Source organism: Methylomonas rapida (genome assembly GCF_024360925.2).
In the GTDB taxonomy this organism is placed as follows: Bacteria; Pseudomonadota; Gammaproteobacteria; order Methylococcales; family Methylomonadaceae; genus Methylomonas; species Methylomonas rapida.
Window position 1 is genome coordinate 4,536,885 of sequence record NZ_CP113517.1, and the last position, 16,166, is coordinate 4,553,050.

A 16,166-nucleotide genomic window follows, 5' to 3' on the forward strand; every position below is an offset into this window, starting at 1 on the left:
AACAGGGCATTCACTTTTAGGCGCGACGACTTTTACGCATCCGCCGCCATGAGCAAGCCGCTTCAGCCAACCTGGCGCCAAATCCCCGGCAGCGTTTGGGCCCTGGGGTTTGTCAGCCTGCTGATGGATGTATCCTCGGAGATGATACATAGCCTGCTGCCGTTATTCATGGTGACCCAACTTGGCGCCAGCAGCACGATCATCGGCTTGATCGAGGGCCTGGCGGAAGCCATGGCCTTGATCGTCAAGGTTTTTTCCGGCGTCATCAGCGATTACCTCGGCAAGCGCAAGACTTTGGCGCTGCTGGGCTACAGTTTGGGCGCGCTGACCAAACCCTTGTTCGCGATAGCCAACACCAGCGGCATGGTGTTGACGGCCCGACTGACGGATCGGATCGGCAAGGGCATACGCGGCGCACCCAGAGATGCCTTGATCGCCGACATCACGCCGGCCGAAATACGCGGCGCCGCGTTCGGTCTGCGTCAATCGCTGGATACCGTTGGCGCCTTTCTCGGCCCTTTGCTTGCCGTGGCCCTGATGCTATTGTGGCCTGGTGATTTTCGCGCCGTGTTTTGGCTCGCGGTTGTGCCCGGTTTATTGTCGGTTTTGGTGCTGTTTTTGGGCGTACGAGAACCCGCTGTCCGCGGCGAACCAGCCCGACATCAGCCGCTGCGACTCGAAAGCCTGAGGCGCTTGGGCTCGGATTATTGGTCCGTTGTCGCCATCGGCGCGGTGTTTACATTGGCGCGCTTCAGCGAGGCCTTTCTGGTGCTACGCGCCCAACAATGCGGCATTCCGCTGGCCTGGATACCTTTGGTCATGGTGGCAATGAATGTCTTCTATGCAACCAGCGCTTACCCATTTGGCAAATTATCCGATCGCTACAGTCATCGCCGATTATTGGGCATGGGTTTATTGGTCTTGATCGGTGCCGACCTGATTCTGGCCAGCCAATCGCACTGGGCGATGCTGATTGCCGGCGTGTCCTTATGGGGCGTGCATATGGGCATGACGCAAGGCCTGCTGGCGAAACTGGTCGCCGACACCACTCCGCGAGACTTACGCGGTACCGCCTACGGTTTTTTCAATCTGGTCAGCGGCATTGCCATGTTGGTCGCCAGCGTCCTGGCAGGCCTGTTATGGGATGCGCTCGGCGCGTCAACGACATTTTATGCCGGCGCGGTTTTTTGTTTGCTCACGCTGGCCCTGCTTCGCATAAAGCCCATCAGTCTATAAAAATCATTGGGTCCACGAAACACACGAAAATCACGAAAATCACGAAAATCACGAACAGCTTCAAAAAGTTATTGCTCAAAAAGCCAACACCTTGTGGGTAACTAAACCACGTGACGTAACCATCTGTTTTATTTCGTGCTTTTCGTGGACTACTGATGCTTTTAGGATCAGGGCTTGAAACCTTCCAACCACTCTCCGAACCGCGGTGGGAGCGTGTGCCCATCGGCATGAGTAAATTCAAACGGCACGGAAACCAATTGCATGCCTCGATTGACCTGAACGGCAAAATGTAAATGCGGCCCGGTCGTAAAACCCGTGTTGCCGGAATAACCGATCAATTCGCCCGCTTCTACCTGCAAACCGGGGCGCACCTGGGCTTTTTCCAACTCCAGATGGGCATAAACCGCCATGGAGCCGTCGTCATGCAAAATGCGGATGCTGTTGGCCTTATTGGCATAGGCCTGCTGGGTACCACTCTTGAAATGGTCGTCTTCGACTTCCAGCACCAAGCCGGCACGAGCCGCGTGCACCGGCGTACCAACCGGCATCATGATGTCGACCGCATAGCGATTTTGTTCGTCTTGATGACTGAATTCACCGCCGAAGGCCTGGGTGACCTGGAAACGACCGCCGGACGCCAACGGCGGCAGATAGGGCACCGCACCGGCATAATCGGGCAAGGGTTGCCCAATCACATAGCGATATTGCAGCGTGAAGCTCCATGATGTCGCCTGCCCGACACCCGCGACGCTGAAAAGCGCGCTGGTCTCACCCGGCGGGACGACAAAGCGGCGCGGCAATTCCGGCATCGCAATGACATTATCGTGCGCCTCCCAATCGACCTCGATTTCGACCGGCCCCGGATATTGATTGATGGCATAAAAATCCGGCTGGCTGTCATCACCGGACTTCTCCAGCCTGACCCATTGTTTGGCCGCGGGTTTGAGCTGCCTGACCTCGACCGCCCTATCCGTTACGGGCGGCTTGTCGGTGAAATGCCAAAGACCTCTTTCATCCTGGTATTTGTAGAGTTTTTTCGCTGCCGCCGAGGTACTGAGCAGCAACAGCACCAACACCAGCAGATGTTGCCCACGCACGATCTGGCGATTTATTTGCGCGTCGAACTGAAAGTATAGGAACGCACGATCCCCTGATTGTCGAAACGAACCAGCAAATCCTGGGTATCGTCGGCACCAAACAACGAATATTTGTAAATACCGTAGGTCCACGTGGTTTTGCCGTCTTCCATGCCTGTACGCCAGGGTCTGCCGAAAATTTCGGTAATGTCTTGTTTGGTGGATTGGCCAATTTTGATTTCCGGTACCCGAGAGCCCGAGAATTCCTGGCCGACAGTGAAGCAACCCGTCAATTGGGTAGAAGCAAGCACGCCTAAAAACAGCAGTAAACTGAGTTTTGCGGCCCGTGTGCCACGATTAAGAAACAGTTTTTTCATGAATGGAACCTCAATTGCTTGGTTGATTGATATATAAAGTGCTGATTAACCCTATTCTAGCCGATATTGCATGCCAAGCTCATCTGACAATGACGTTCTCGCTACGCTCACTTTCGATAACCGCTTCGTGCGGGAATTGCCCGCCGATCCGGAACAAGCTAACTATCGTCGCCAGGTCTACCAGGCCTGTTACTCGCGAGTACACCCCAAACCGGTCAAAGCGCCAAGGTTACTGGCGTATTCCACTGAAATGGCCGCGCTACTCGGGCTATCCGAAGAAACCTGTCAATCCGATCCGTTTTGCCAAGTATTTGTTGGTAACCGCATCCTGCCTGCCATGGATCCCTACGCCACCTGTTACGGCGGCCACCAGTTCGGGCAATGGGCCGGGCAACTGGGCGACGGCCGCGCAATCAATCTGGGGGAAGTCATCAATGAGAAAGGCCAGCGCTGGGCCTTGCAACTGAAAGGCGCGGGGCCAACCCCTTATTCGCGCAGCGCGGACGGCCTGGCCGTATTACGTTCGTCGCTCCGTGAATTTCTGTGCAGCGAAGCCATGCATCACCTTGGCGTGCCGACCACCCGGGCCTTGAGTGTGATCCTGACCGGCGAACACGTCGTGCGCGACATGTTCTACGATGGCAATCCGCAGTTGGAACCCGGCGCCGTGGTGTGCCGCACCGCACCGTCGTTCACCCGCTTCGGCCATTTTCAAATCTTTTCTGCGCGGAACGATTTGGATACCTTGAAAAAACTGGTCGATTACACGATACGCACCGATTTTCCGCATTTGGCCGCCCCTTCCGAAACCGTTTATTGTCAATGGTTTTCAGAAATATGTCGCCGCACCGCCGAGATGATCGTGCATTGGCAACGGGTGGGGTTCGTGCACGGCGTGATGAATACCGACAACATGTCCATCCTCGGCCTGACCATCGACTACGGCCCCTACGGCTGGCTGGAGAATTACGACCCCGACTGGACGCCGAACACTACCGACGCGCAAGGCCGGCGTTACCGTTTCGGCAACCAGCCCAAGATCGCTTATTGGAATCTGGTGCAGTTGGCCAATGCGCTGTATCCCTTGATTCAAAATGTCAACCCCCTGGAAGAGGCCTTGAATGTCTATGCGGCGACATTCGAGCTAGGCTGGCAGCAAATGATGGCCAACAAGCTGGGCTTGCGGACATTCGATCCCGCCCAGGACGACAACTTGGTCGCGGATTTACTTAACTTGTTGCATAACGCGGAAACCGACATGACACTGTTTTTTCGCGACCTGGCTATGCTCAAGTTAGACGATGAAATCGCCGCTTTCCAGCGATTACTGCAACAGAGTAGTTACACGACGCCGACTCCCGAGATTCAGGCGCGCGCCAAGCAATGGTTTCAGACTTATCAAGCGCGACTCAGGCTCGACAACCGACCCGATAACGAGCGCCAGCAGGCGATGAACGCGGTCAATCCGCGCTATGTCCTGCGCAACTATCTGGCACAGCAAGCCATTGATTTGGCGGAACAAGACGACTTCTGCATGGTGCGGGAGCTATTGGACACATTGCGCCAGCCTTACCAGGAACAACCGGGCCGCGAACGCTTTGCCGAAAAGCGGCCTGAGTGGGCCAAGCACAGAGCCGGTTGTTCGATGCTGTCCTGTAGTTCTTGAACGACAAAAAAACATGCTGAAAACGGCCATTTCGGGTATCCTTTTTGGGCTAAGCCAACGATTTTCTAGGTTCCGTAATGAACAACAATACCGATATTGCTGCAAAACACGATATTGATCCTGCAGAAACCCGGGAGTGGATGGAAGCGCTGCAAGCAGTGATTGAAATGGAAGGCAGCGATCGCGCCAATTTCCTGATCGAAACCCTGCTCAGTACCGCCAGACAATCCGGTCTGGATGTTCCTTTTTCCGCCAACACGCCTTACATAAACACCATCCCGGTCGACAAGCAGCCCAAATATCCGGGCAACACCGACATCGAACGCACGATACGTTCTTATGTGCGCTGGAACGCGATGATGATGGTGTTGCGCGCGAACAAGCACACCAATGTCGGCGGCCATATCGCCAGCTTCGCCTCGGCGACCACTTTGTATGACGTTGGTCAGAATCATTTCTGGCACGCGGCTTCCGACCAACACGGCGGCGACCTGATTTTTTCGCAAGGCCATTCGGCACCCGGCACTTACGCTCACGCCTTCTTGCTGGGCCGTCTGAGCGAAGAACAAATGGATAATTTCCGGCAGGAAGTCGGCGGCAATGGCTTGTCCTCCTACCCACATCCGTGGCTGATGCCGGATTTTTGGCAATTCCCCACCGTGTCGATGGGCCTAGGCCCCATCATGGCGATTTACCAGGCCCGCTTCATGCGTTACATGCAAGATCGGGGCATGGCCAATACCGATGGGCGTAAAGTCTGGGCCTTTTTGGGCGACGGCGAAACCGACGAACCGGAAACCCTGGGCGCAATCGGCATGGCCGGCCGCGAAAAACTGGATAACCTGATCTTCGTCGTCAACTGCAATCTGCAACGCCTGGACGGCCCGGTACGCGGCAACGGCAAGATCATTCAGGAACTGGAAAGCAACTTCCGCGGCGCCAACTGGAACGTCATCAAGGTCATCTGGGGCCGGCGTTGGGATCCTATCCTGGCCCGCGACAAGGATGGCCTGGTGGTCAAGCGCATGATGGAATGTGTCGACGGCGATTATCAAACCTTCAAATCCAAGGACGGCGCCTATGTGCGCAAGCATTTCTTCAATACCCCGGAATTGCAGGAACTGGTCAAGGATTACACCGACCGGGACATCTGGGAATTGAATCGCGGCGGCCACGACCCGATCAAAGTCTTCACGGCCTTTCAAGCAGCCGTCAACCATACCGGTCAGCCGACCGTGGTACTGGCTCACACGATCAAGGGCTATGGCATGGGTGAATCCGGCCAGGCGCAAAACATCAGCCATCAACAAAAGAAGATGAGCATGGAGTCGATCAAGGCCATCCGCGATCGCTACCAGTTGCCGATCAGCGACGATGAACTGCCCAAGCTGCCCTATATCCGCTTCGCGGAAGATTCCGAAGAATTCAAATACCTGCATCAACGCCGCGCCGATCTGGGCGGTTTTCTGCCTTCGCGGCGCCCCAAGTCCTATTCATTGGAAATTCCGCCCTTATCGGCCTTCAAAGGCCTGCTGGAAGGCACCGGCGAAGGTCACGAAATTTCCACGACGATGGCTTTCGTACGCATGCTGAACATCCTGGTCAAGGACAAACAAATCGGCAAGCGCGTAGTGCCCATCGTACCGGACGAATCCCGTACCTTCGGCATGGAAGGCATGTTCCGTCAGCTCGGCATCTGGTCGCAGGTCGGCCAGCTCTATACGCCGCAAGACGCCGAGCAATTGATGTTCTACAAGGAAGACAAGCACGGCCAGGTATTGCAGGAAGGCATCAACGAAGCCGGCGGTCTGTGCGACTGGATCGCGGCCGGTACCGCTTACTCCACCCACGGCGTGCCGATGATTCCGTTCTTCATCTATTACTCGATGTTCGGCTTCCAACGGGTCGCCGACCTGATCTGGGCCGCCGCCGACCAACGCACCCGCGGCTTTTTGCTGGGCGGCACCGCAGGCCGCACCACGTTGAACGGTGAAGGCCTGCAGCACGAAGATGGCCATAGTCACCTGATGTCGGCGACCGTGCCGAACTGTTATTCCTACGACCCAACCTTTGCCTGCGAACTGGCGGTCATCATCCATGACGGTCTGCGCCGCATGTATGTCGAACAGGAAGACATTTTCTACTACATCACCTTGATGAACGAAAACTACGACCAACCGGCATTGGTGGAAGGTTCGGAAGCCGACATTCTGAAAGGCATGTATCTGTTCAAGAAAGGTCCGCACAGCAAGAAACCGCGCGTGCAATTGCTCGGCTCCGGCACGATCTTCATCGAAGTGCTGTTCGCCGCCCAGTTGCTGCACGACGATTGGGGTGTGGATGCCGATTTGTGGAGTTGCCCGAGCTTTACCGAGCTGGCGCGCGATGGCCAGGCCTGCGAGCGCTGGAACCGCCTGCATCCGAGCGAAACACCACGTATCACCCATGTCGAACGTTGTCTGGATGAGGCGGCAGGTCCGGTTATTGCCGCAACCGACTACATGCGCGCCTTCGCCGAGCAAATTCGCCCATGGGTCAAGCGTCCTTATACCGTGTTGGGCACCGACGGGTTCGGCCGTTCCGATACCCGCGCCAATCTGCGTAAGTTTTTCGAAGTGGACAGATACCATGTCACCGTCGCCGCACTGCATGCGCTGGCGCAAGCTGGCGAGATCGACGCAGCCAAGGTCGACGCGGCGATCGCCAAATACGACATCAATCCCGATGCCACTGCGCCTTGGTTGATTTAACGGCTGATTTAACGGAAAAAAGATACATGAGCTCTTTAATCGAAATAAAAGTCCCTGACGTCGGCAACGTGCCCGAAATCGATATCGTCGAAGTTTTGGTTCAGCCGGGCGATCGGGTTGAATTGGAGCAAACCCTGGCGGTCATGGAGACCGACAAGGCAACGATGGACCTGCCGTCCAGCGCGGCCGGCGTGATCAAAGCCATACATATCAAGGCCGGCGATAAAGTCGCCGAAGGCAGCCTGATTGCGACGGTTGAAGTGAGCGAAGCCGCAGCGCCTGCTGCCGAAGCGGTTTCCGCGCCTGCCCCGGTTGAAGCTGCGCCTGCGCCTCAACCTGCTACGGAACCGAAACCTGAGCCCGCCAAGCCGGTATCGGCACCCGCAGCTCCGGTGGCAAGCAATGTCGAAGGCTACAAACCCCACGCAACGCCCAGCGTGCGCTTGTTTGCCCGCGAACTCGGCGTCGATCTGAGCAAAGTCCCGGCTGGCAGCGGCCGCAAGGGCCGGATTTTGCAGGAGGACGTGAAGAATTTCGTCAAGCAAGTCATGACTTCCGGCACACCAGCGGGTAGCAGCGCCGGCATTCCGCCGATTCCGGCCGTCGATTTCAGTCAGTTCGGCGAAATCGAGGAAAAACCCTTAAGCAAAATCAAACGTCTGACCGGACAAAACCTGAGCCGGGTCTGGCTGAACCTGCCGCTGGTGACCTATCACGACGAAGTGGCCATAGACGGCATGGAGGAATTCCGCAAAGCCGTCAATGCCGGTCAAGGCAAAGACGGCGTCAAGGTGACCGGATTGGTGTTCATCATGAAGGCCTTGGTCGCGGCGATGCAGCAATTCCCGTCATTCAACAGTTCGCTGTCACCCGAAGGCGACAAGCTGTTCCTGAAAAAGTATTACCACCTCGGCATCGCGGTCGACACCCCGAACGGCTTGGTCGTACCGGTGATTCGCGACGTGGATAAAAAAGGCATCTTCCAGTTGTCCAAGGAACTGGCCGACGTCAGCGAACTGGCCAGACAAGGCAAACTGAAACCATCCGACATGCAGGGTGGCTGCATGACCATCTCCAGCCTGGGCGGCATCGGCGGCACCGCGTTCACGCCTATCGTCAACGCGCCCGAAGTCGCTATTTTGGGTGTGACCCGCTCCAAGGTGCAACCCGTCTGGAACGGTAAGGAATTTGAGCCGAAATTGATGTTGCCGCTGGATATCACCTACGACCATCGCGTGATCGACGGCGCCGAAGGCGCGCGTTTCATGGAAGCGCTGAAAGCCAATCTGGCCGATATTCGGCGGTTGTTGTTGTAATCAAAATATATGTAGGTTGGGTTAGCGCAAGCGTAACCCAACGTTCAGCCGTTGGGCTTCATTGAATTCAGCCCAACCTACCTGTTATTTGGGAGTTAAGGATATGAGTAATTCCGTCACACACGCCGAAGTCTTGGTTCTGGGCGGCGGCCCCGGTGGTTACACCTCGGCGTTCCGTGCCGCCGATTTGGGCAAGCAAGTCGTCTTGGTCGAACGCCATCCCGTATTGGGCGGCGTCTGCCTGAACGTCGGCTGCATTCCATCCAAGGCCTTGCTGCACGTCGCCCACGTCATCCACGAAGCCGAGGCGATGGCCGAGCACGGCGTCAGTTTCGGTAAACCGCAAGTCGATCTGGACAGGGTCAGAAGCTGGAAGCAAAGCGTCACCGAAACGCTGAATTCCGGTCTGGCCAAATTGGCCAAGCAGCGCAAGGTTACCGTGATCCACGGCACCGGCAAGTTTTCCGGGCCCAACAGCTTGACGGTGGAAGGCGAAAACGGCTCGCAAACCGTCACCTTCGACAACGCCATCATCGCCGCAGGCTCGCAGCCGAGCAAAATCCCCGGTTTTCCGCACGACGATCCACGGGTCTGGGATTCCACCGACGCGTTGAACTTGAATTTCGTGCCGGAAAAGCTCTTGATCGTCGGCGGTGGCATCATCGGCCTGGAAATGGCGACGGTTTATCATGCGCTGGGTTCTAAAATCAGCGTGGTCGAGTTGATGGATCAAATCATCCCCGGCTGCGACAAGGATTTGGTCACGCCGCTCCAACGCAAGATCAAGAAGCAATACGACAACTTGTGGCTGAAAACCAGCGTCAAGGCCATGGAAGCGACCGAGGCAGGCATCAAGGTCACGATGGAAGGCAAGGACGCACCCGAATCGGAAATCTTCGATGCTGTGCTGGTCGCGGTCGGCCGCCGTCCGAACGGCAAACTAATAGATGCCGACAAAGCCGGCGTGAACGTCGACGAACGCGGCTTCATCCCGGTGGATAAGCAAGGCCGCACCAACATCGGCCATATCTTCGCGATCGGCGACATCGTCGGCAATCCTATGCTGGCTCACAAAGCCACCCACGAAGGCAAGATCGCCGCCGAAGTCATTGCCGGGCACAAAGCCGGTTTCGATGCGCTGACCATACCGTCCGTGGCTTACACCGACCCGGAAGTGGCCTGGATGGGTTTGAGCGAAACCCAAGCCAAAGAACAAGGCGTGGAATTCGAAAAAGCCACGTTCCCATGGGCCGCCAGTGGCCGCTCGCTGGCCTTGGGCCGCAACGAAGGCTTGACCAAGATTCTGACCGACAAAACTACGGGGCGCATTTTAGGCGCGGGTTTTACCGGTCCAGGCGCCGGCGAATTGGTTGCCGAAGCCGTGTTGGCGTTGGAAATGGGTGCCGATGCCACCGACATCAGCCTCAGCATCCACCCGCATCCGACACTGTCGGAAACCTTTGCGTTTGCGGCGGAGATGATAGAAGGCACGATCACCGATTTGTACGTGAAAAAATAGGCGGCAGGCGGATACCGCCCTGTATCCGCCAATTGGTGATGTAGGTTATACACGCATACCGTGTCGGTTTACGGATATTCAAACCCGAATGGTATGCGGTATGTAACCTGCCACGTTTACCGATTCTTGAAAAACGCCTCCAGTGCCGCCGCCCTATCCCCACCAACCTTTTGCGCATGCGGCCGGCTTTCGATCAATTGCATGTAAGCGCCTATACCCGGAATATGCTCGGCGACCAAATCCCGCCCATAAATCTGCTGGGTAGCGTATGACACCAATTGCAGATGCGGCCAGGCAACGACGTCGGCGGCGGTGAAATGCCCACCCAGCGCATAGGGGGTTAATTTCAGCAAACGCGCCAAACCGCTCAAACCTGCCTCGACTTTGCCCAATACCTCATCCTTGGTTTCTTGAGAAACTTTGCCGCCGAAAACAGCTTCGGCATAAATACGCCGTGCGATCAGTTCCACATTCAATTCGATATGCTGGATCAATTCCCGGCATTTCGCCCGCTCATAGGCGTCGGCTGGATAAAGCGAATGCTCCGGAAAGGCGTCTTCCAGATATTCCAGAATCGCCTGCGATTCGGATAGATAGCCGTCGGCCGTTTTGATGAACGGGATTTTGCCGAGCGGGGAGCGTTTCAATACCGCATCACTCTGGCCGGGCGGCAGGGCTTCTTCGGCAAAAGGAATGTTTTTTTCCAACAGCACCAGCTTTATTTTGTTGTAATAATTGCTGATGGCGATTCCATACAAGGTGATCATGTGAAGTCTCCAAAGATTGAGAAACGGTGGCGAGCGCCCAAAGCCCCCTTCAAATCCCGGGGCAGAAAGCAAAATCGGCGACCGAAAAAAGTCTAACAGAATTTCTTACGCTATTTGTTTTTTGAACCAAATCCATCCATTTTTGCATCGAGGATTTCATGAGTATTTTATTGATAGGCGCTGTCGCCTGTATCGCGGCGCTGTTGCTGTCCGCATGGCTAATGACCTTCGCCCGCTGGTTTCCTATTGAAGGCATAGACGGCAAGTTTTTAGTCGATTACAAAGCCATGATCCGGGGGCACATCGATTATGCGCTGATGGCCTTGTTCAATCTGGCATTTTTTGGGATGGGCATCGACTTGCCGGTTTTGGCCTGCTGGTGCGTGGCGATAGGCGGTTTCGCCAATCCGACGATCTTCGTGATTGCGGCTTTCGATCCGGATTTTTGGAATAAAGCTCACTGGAAAATTTTTTCGCTGGCAAGCTTTCTGATCACGACGCTCGGTTTTGGCTGGATAAGTCTTACCCTGCTGAAACATGCTTTCTAACTGCCAATCCGGCCAACCCGCTCGCCATCACATCCAGCAAATGCAAAATATATGTGGAGCCAGAAAGAGATTCGATTAAAACCCAGAAACCGAGGCTTTCATCTGGTTACCGATGAAATCGTCTCGCAGTTGCCGGAATTGCGCGAAGTCAAAGTAGGTTTGTTGCATGTCTTCATCAAGCATACCTCGGCCTCCTTGACCATCAACGAGAACGCCGACCCGACCGTGCGCGTCGATTTCGAAAGCCATTTCAATCATGCGGTACCCGAGGATCAGCCTTATTACCAGCATAGGGACGAAGGCAGCGACGACATGCCGGCGCATCTCAAGGCCAGTCTATTGGGATGTAGCCTCAGCATACCCGTCAGCAACGGCCGTTTGAACATGGGCATCTGGCAGGGTATCTATTTGTGCGAACATCGTAATCATGGCGGTAGCCGCGCCTTGGTGCTGACCCTGCAAGGCGAATAGCGCTTTGCCCAATTGGTATCCCGGCAAGGTACAATAGCCGTGTTTACAATGCCAACACGGGGGATTCTGATGAAACGCGTAAAAATTTTGTTGAGCGCCATGCTGTTGGCGACCAGTCTGGCCGGCCAGGCCGAGGAAGCCGTCGCCGATAAGGAAATGACTGTCTACCGCAGCCCGACCTGCGGCTGCTGCGGCAAATGGATAGAGCACGTCAAACAAAGTCACTTCGTAGTTAAAGACATCGTCAGCGACGACATGCAGGCCATCAAGAAAAAATATGGCGTGCCGGAAAATCTGGAGTCTTGTCACACCGCGATCGTCGATGGCTATGTGATAGAAGGCCATGTGCCGGCGGCGGATATTCAAAAGTTGCTGGAAACCAAGCCGAAGGTCGTCGGCTTATCGGCGCCCGGCATGCCGATGGGCAGCCCCGGCATGGAAATGGGCGGCAAAGCGGACGATTATGACGTGGTTTCGTTCGACAGCGCCGGCAACGTGCAGGTGTTTTCCGAGCATAAAGCCGGCCAATAAAATCTGACACGTCCAATTTAATAAGCTGATGCAGATCCAAGCCACTTTACAAAAACTGCTGGACAAACAAAACCTCGCCAGCGCCGAAATGCGCGCCGTGATGCATGCGATGATGGCCGGCGAATTGACCGATGCCCAAATCGCAGGCTTTTTGATTGCCTTGCGTTGCAAGGGTGAAACGGTCGAGGAAATCGCCGCGGCCGTCGAGGTGCTGCGTGAGCTGGTGCGTCATGTGTCGGTGCAGGGCGAACATGTCATCGACACCTGCGGCACCGGCGGCGATGGCGCCAATACCTTCAATATTTCCACGGCCTCCGCCTTCGTCGTCGCGGCGGCCGGTGGCAAGGTCGCCAAACACGGCAATCGTTCGGTATCCAGCAACTGCGGCAGCGCCGACGTGTTGGAAGCCGCCGGCATCAATCTGGATATGCCGGCCGAACAAGTGGCCGATTGCGTCAACCAAATCGGCGTCGGCTTTTTGTTCGCCGCCAAGCATCACAGCGCCGTGCGCCACACGGTCAACGCCCGCAAGCAGATGGGCGTCCGGACCTTGTTCAATTTGATCGGGCCATTATCGAATCCCGCCAATGCGCCGCATCAACTCATAGGCGTATTCGACAAGCAGTGGTTGGTGCCGGTCGCCGAAGTCTTGAAAAAACTCGGCAGCCGCCATGTGCTGGTCGTACATGCCGAAGACGGCCTGGACGAAATCAGCATCGCCGCGCCGACCGATGTGGCCGAACTGAAAAACGGCCAAGTGACGAGCTACCGTGTCACGCCGGAGCAATTCGGTTTGCAGCGCGCCAGCCTGGCTAGTCTCGCGATCACCGACGCGCAATCCAGCCTGGCGATCATCCGTTCAGTGCTGAATAATCAGCCCGGCCCGGCTTTGGACATCGTGGCGCTGAATGCCGGTGCGGCGATTTACGCGGCTGATTTGGCCGACACGCTGGCCGACGGCATTGAGCGCGCACAGCTGGTCATAGCCGACGGCAGCGCGCTGGCCAAATTCGAGGCGATGGTTGCCTACTCGAAAACCGTTTAGATAGACATCGTTCCCACGTTCCACGTGGGAATGCAGCATGAACCGCTCCGCGGTTCCGGACGCTGGAGCGTCCCTGTAGGCGTTCCCACGCAGAGCATGGGAACCATAAAAGCATTCTTTGTGCGGCGAATTCGCCACGAGCTACAGATCAATAGTTTACATTCATTTAATTTCCAGAAAAACCATGACCGATACTCCCGACATCTTAAAAACCATCCTGGCCAAAAAAGCCGAAGAAGTGACTCGCCGCAAGGCCAACACCCCGATTTCCATGCTGCAGGAAATCGCCGGCGGCGTGCAGGGACCGCGCGGCTTTTATCAGGCTTTGCGCGGCAAGGCCGACGCGCAAAAACCCGCCATCATCGCCGAAATCAAAAAGGCTTCCCCCAGCCAAGGCGTGATCCGCGAGGACTTCAAGCCGGTCGACATCGCGGTCGATTACGCGATGAACGGTGCCAGTTGTTTGTCTGTTTTGACCGACAAGGAGTTTTTCCAAGGCTCGGAAGCCAATCTGCAGATGGTGCGCGACAAATGCCCGCTGCCGGTGATCCGTAAGGACTTCATGATAGACCCTTACCAAATTCACGAATCCCGCGCCTTGGGCGCGGACTGCGTATTACTGATCGTGGCCGCCTTGGACGATGCAATGTTGAAGGAACTGCACGACACCGCGACCGGTTTGGGCATGGATGTGCTGGTCGAAGTACATGATGCCGAGGAGCTGGAGCGGGCATTGAAATTGGACGGCAACATGATAGGCATCAACAACCGTAATCTGCGCACCTTCGACGTGTCGCTGCAGACCACGCTGGACCTGAAAAACGCCATCCCGGCCGACAAACTGATCGTCACGGAGAGCGGCATCCACACCCAGGCCGACGTCAAACTGATGCAAGACAACGGCATCTACACCTTCCTGGTCGGCGAAGCCTTCATGCGCGCCGAACGGCCGGGCCTGAAGATGCGGGAGTTGTTCTTTTAATCGAACGGGAGTATCTCCCTTATTTTTCAGACTTCTCAAAAAAATCTAGCGTTTCGAAGCCGAAGAATTTGCTTTGCCATTTAGGGTGTGATAGAAATTTTTTCGTGGATGGAGTAATTCATCCACGCCCCATCGTTTGAACAGGCAAAACCACAACGAGAAAACGTTCAAACGTCAACGCTAGATTTACTAGCACTATCAATACGAGGAGACTAAACATGAAAAAATTTCTGTTAGCCATGGCTACATTCGCTGTCGTTACCGTCATGCCAACCCTGGCGGTCGCCGGCGAAGCGGATACTTGCAAAGGCTGTCACAACGGTTCAGTCGCGCCGGACGTTAGCGCCTTGAAAAGCAAATTCAAAACCGCCGATGAATTGGTAGCCGGCGCTAAAAAATCTCAAAATCCGATGATGAAAGCCGTCCAAGGCGATGAAGCCAAATTGAAAGCGGCCGCCGCGGAAATCGTGAAATAATTGTCTTAATTTGTGCTGGGTTGAGTGAAAGCGAAACCCAGCTTGATGGCTTTTATGCTGGGTTTCGCGTTGCTCTACCCAGCCTACCGGATTTTCTTACATTTATCGTAAACAAACTCAGGATCAAGGTCGACGCCTGCCTCCCATTCAATCGTATCGAAAGCAACTGCAACCTTTTCAAAAGAGCGGTAGTCTTTAATTCGATTAAAAACGCCAAAATCCAGATAGGGTTTCATATCCAATTCACCGCTTTCGCCGTTACTAAAGCTTATATCAAGCAAGTAATCATCTTTTGGAACAACAGTTTTTACCGATGGATACATAAATCCTCCTATCATTGCAAAGGTTGAATTTTTAAAGGCTCCTCGCCTTTCATAACCAAATGCCAATCACGCATAAGCTCTTCTTGATGTAATTCGGCCCACGCCAACACCAGTTTTGTTTGCTTTCTTGGTAAATTTCCTTCTATAAACTCACAGGTGCGTATATCGACCGTCCCTGTATATTCGGCATAGTAGACATGAAAGTGCGGTGGCGGATGTTCACCAGGCGCAAAATACATGCGAATAATAATTCCATAAAACGTCGATATGGTAGGCAAAGCAATTTCCTGATTATCCAATTTCATCCGGCGGAACCACTTTCGTGTTCCGCCTTATGGGTTGCTTGAACGGTATGTTTAAGTTACTGAATAGCCTGCAAAATTTCTGACTCCAATTTGCCGGTCGCTATGCATTCTGTGGCTCGACCATCTGACATGGCAGCAAAAGCAGCATTTCCTCCAGAAATAAATGAAATGGAGTCGGTGTTTGTTTGAGGAATGCCACCAGACACCCCATTAACTGTAATTATCCTAGATAGGACATATTTTGTGTTTGCTGTAACCCTTGTTTCGCTTGGTGATAATTCTTCAAATATCAAATTGATTCGCCCATCAAGGCTCATTTTTCTGTGAAATAAAAACAAATTTCCGGACATTACCTCATATTGCTGATCAGCCTTCGATGCTGGAAAGTCGTAGGTTCTCTCTCCTCGGGCATTGCTGACATAAGATATTATGCGTCCACAATCTACATAGTTTTCGGGATCGCCGGAATAACTTAGATTTATTAAACCTGAACTCTTATCGAGATTGTTTATCACAAAAAACTGTTTTCCAAGCTTTGGAACGGTAGCATTCCAAACTGCATCTCTAGGAGCACTTATCGTGATGGAGTTATTTAGTTTGGAGGCGGTTGTTGGTCTGACGTAATCCAATTTACCCGAACAACCAATACACGTTAAAGCCAGTAAAATCCAAAGTTTATCCTGAATCCGTGACTTAAAAGGCCATCCACGGCCGCAACGCAATGATTTAAAACGCTTATTCTGGGATAATACCGCTATTCTTCCATTCACCCGGCGAG

17 protein-coding genes are annotated in these 16,166 nt (G+C 54.5%); 11 read left to right on the forward strand and 6 right to left on the reverse strand.

Annotated elements, in window-relative coordinates:
- Positions 1-48 precede the first annotated feature (48 nt).
- A complete protein-coding gene (locus tag NM686_RS21440; RefSeq protein ID WP_255189840.1) occupies positions 49-1,236 on the forward strand; it encodes an MFS transporter in 1,188 nt (395 codons plus the stop codon).
- Positions 1,237-1,403: 167 nt separating this feature from the next.
- Here the strand turns inward: NM686_RS21440 and NM686_RS21445 are convergent, their stop codons facing one another.
- Together NM686_RS21445 and bamE are read right to left on the reverse strand one after the other, a co-directional pair.
- Entirely contained in the window at positions 1,404-2,333 is a 930-nt protein-coding gene (locus tag NM686_RS21445) for a peptidoglycan DD-metalloendopeptidase family protein (protein WP_255189841.1), read from the reverse strand.
- A gap of 11 nt (positions 2,334-2,344) precedes the next feature.
- Positions 2,345-2,689: an outer membrane protein assembly factor BamE domain-containing protein gene (gene bamE / locus NM686_RS21450; protein ID WP_255189842.1), complete on the reverse strand. Its 345-nt coding sequence runs from the start codon at positions 2,687-2,689 to the stop codon at positions 2,345-2,347.
- Positions 2,690-2,759: 70 nt separating this feature from the next.
- On the opposite strand from bamE, the gene NM686_RS21455 reads away from it, so the two are divergent.
- From NM686_RS21455 to lpdA, 4 genes are all read left to right on the forward strand, one after another.
- Positions 2,760-4,355: a protein adenylyltransferase SelO gene (locus tag NM686_RS21455; protein ID WP_255189843.1), complete on the forward strand. Its 1,596-nt coding sequence runs from the start codon at positions 2,760-2,762 to the stop codon at positions 4,353-4,355.
- A 77-nt stretch (positions 4,356-4,432) separates the two neighbouring features.
- Positions 4,433-7,105, forward strand: coding sequence for a pyruvate dehydrogenase (acetyl-transferring), homodimeric type (aceE, locus tag NM686_RS21460; protein ID WP_255189844.1), 2,673 nt, complete (start codon positions 4,433-4,435; stop codon positions 7,103-7,105).
- A gap of 26 nt (positions 7,106-7,131) precedes the next feature.
- Positions 7,132-8,421 carry a dihydrolipoyllysine-residue acetyltransferase gene (aceF, locus tag NM686_RS21465; RefSeq protein ID WP_255189845.1) on the forward strand — a complete coding sequence of 430 codons (1,290 nt, stop codon included), beginning with the start codon at positions 7,132-7,134 and terminating at the stop codon, positions 8,419-8,421.
- Positions 8,422-8,524: 103 nt separating this feature from the next.
- A complete protein-coding gene (gene lpdA, locus NM686_RS21470) occupies positions 8,525-9,940 on the forward strand; it encodes a dihydrolipoyl dehydrogenase (protein WP_255189846.1) in 1,416 nt (471 codons plus the stop codon).
- Positions 9,941-10,056: 116 nt separating this feature from the next.
- Here lpdA and NM686_RS21475 read toward each other — a convergent pair whose 3' ends face one another.
- Entirely contained in the window at positions 10,057-10,707 is a 651-nt protein-coding gene (locus NM686_RS21475) for a glutathione S-transferase family protein (protein WP_255189847.1), read from the reverse strand.
- A gap of 158 nt (positions 10,708-10,865) precedes the next feature.
- Between NM686_RS21475 and NM686_RS21480 the strand changes: the two genes are divergently transcribed.
- The 6 genes from NM686_RS21480 (at position 10,866) to NM686_RS21505 (ending at position 14,760) form a co-directional block, all read left to right on the forward strand.
- Positions 10,866-11,255, forward strand: a complete 390-nt coding sequence (locus NM686_RS21480) for a hypothetical protein (protein ID WP_255189848.1) — start codon at positions 10,866-10,868, stop codon at positions 11,253-11,255.
- A gap of 51 nt (positions 11,256-11,306) precedes the next feature.
- Positions 11,307-11,726 carry a secondary thiamine-phosphate synthase enzyme YjbQ gene (locus NM686_RS21485; RefSeq protein ID WP_255189849.1) on the forward strand — a complete coding sequence of 140 codons (420 nt, stop codon included), beginning with the start codon at positions 11,307-11,309 and terminating at the stop codon, positions 11,724-11,726.
- Between the two features lie 69 nt (positions 11,727-11,795).
- Positions 11,796-12,257 carry a DUF411 domain-containing protein gene (locus NM686_RS21490; RefSeq protein ID WP_255189850.1) on the forward strand — a complete coding sequence of 154 codons (462 nt, stop codon included), beginning with the start codon at positions 11,796-11,798 and terminating at the stop codon, positions 12,255-12,257.
- A 28-nt stretch (positions 12,258-12,285) separates the two neighbouring features.
- Positions 12,286-13,302, forward strand: coding sequence for an anthranilate phosphoribosyltransferase (gene trpD, locus NM686_RS21495; protein ID WP_255189851.1), 1,017 nt, complete (start codon positions 12,286-12,288; stop codon positions 13,300-13,302).
- Between the two features lie 184 nt (positions 13,303-13,486).
- Entirely contained in the window at positions 13,487-14,284 is a 798-nt protein-coding gene (gene trpC, locus NM686_RS21500; protein WP_255189852.1) for an indole-3-glycerol phosphate synthase TrpC, read from the forward strand.
- 218 nt (positions 14,285-14,502) lie between these two features.
- Positions 14,503-14,760, forward strand: a complete 258-nt coding sequence (locus NM686_RS21505; protein WP_255189853.1) for a hypothetical protein — start codon at positions 14,503-14,505, stop codon at positions 14,758-14,760.
- Between the two features lie 83 nt (positions 14,761-14,843).
- Here NM686_RS21505 and NM686_RS21510 read toward each other — a convergent pair whose 3' ends face one another.
- From NM686_RS21510 to NM686_RS21520, 3 genes are read right to left on the reverse strand one after another with little or no spacing between them, the layout of a single operon-like run.
- Positions 14,844-15,083 (reverse strand): DUF2442 domain-containing protein, encoded by a 240-nt coding sequence (locus NM686_RS21510; protein WP_255189854.1) that lies wholly within the window; start codon positions 15,081-15,083, stop codon positions 14,844-14,846.
- An 11-nt stretch (positions 15,084-15,094) separates the two neighbouring features.
- Complete coding sequence (locus NM686_RS21515; protein WP_255189855.1) at positions 15,095-15,388, reverse strand: DUF4160 domain-containing protein; 294 nt, start codon at positions 15,386-15,388, stop codon at positions 15,095-15,097.
- Between the two features lie 56 nt (positions 15,389-15,444).
- Positions 15,445-16,158, reverse strand: coding sequence for a hypothetical protein (locus NM686_RS21520; RefSeq protein WP_269022086.1), 714 nt, complete (start codon positions 16,156-16,158; stop codon positions 15,445-15,447).
- Positions 16,159-16,166 lie beyond the last annotated feature (8 nt).

Coding starts and splice junctions, on each gene's coding strand:
- NM686_RS21440 (WP_255189840.1), top strand. CDS start 49: ATGAGCAAGCCGCTTCAGCCAACCTGGCGCCAAATCCCCGGCAGCGTT.
- bamE (WP_255189842.1), bottom strand. CDS start 2,689: ATGAAAAAACTGTTTCTTAATCGTGGCACACGGGCCGCAAAACTCAGT.
- NM686_RS21455 (WP_255189843.1), top strand. CDS start 2,760: ATGCCAAGCTCATCTGACAATGACGTTCTCGCTACGCTCACTTTCGAT.
- aceE (WP_255189844.1), top strand. CDS start 4,433: ATGAACAACAATACCGATATTGCTGCAAAACACGATATTGATCCTGCA.
- aceF (WP_255189845.1), top strand. CDS start 7,132: ATGAGCTCTTTAATCGAAATAAAAGTCCCTGACGTCGGCAACGTGCCC.
- lpdA (WP_255189846.1), top strand. CDS start 8,525: ATGAGTAATTCCGTCACACACGCCGAAGTCTTGGTTCTGGGCGGCGGC.
- NM686_RS21475 (WP_255189847.1), bottom strand. CDS start 10,707: ATGATCACCTTGTATGGAATCGCCATCAGCAATTATTACAACAAAATA.
- NM686_RS21480 (WP_255189848.1), top strand. CDS start 10,866: ATGAGTATTTTATTGATAGGCGCTGTCGCCTGTATCGCGGCGCTGTTG.
- NM686_RS21485 (WP_255189849.1), top strand. CDS start 11,307: ATGTGGAGCCAGAAAGAGATTCGATTAAAACCCAGAAACCGAGGCTTT.
- NM686_RS21490 (WP_255189850.1), top strand. CDS start 11,796: ATGAAACGCGTAAAAATTTTGTTGAGCGCCATGCTGTTGGCGACCAGT.
- trpD (WP_255189851.1), top strand. CDS start 12,286: ATGCAGATCCAAGCCACTTTACAAAAACTGCTGGACAAACAAAACCTC.
- trpC (WP_255189852.1), top strand. CDS start 13,487: ATGACCGATACTCCCGACATCTTAAAAACCATCCTGGCCAAAAAAGCC.
- NM686_RS21505 (WP_255189853.1), top strand. CDS start 14,503: ATGAAAAAATTTCTGTTAGCCATGGCTACATTCGCTGTCGTTACCGTC.
- NM686_RS21510 (WP_255189854.1), bottom strand. CDS start 15,083: ATGTATCCATCGGTAAAAACTGTTGTTCCAAAAGATGATTACTTGCTT.
- NM686_RS21515 (WP_255189855.1), bottom strand. CDS start 15,388: ATGAAATTGGATAATCAGGAAATTGCTTTGCCTACCATATCGACGTTT.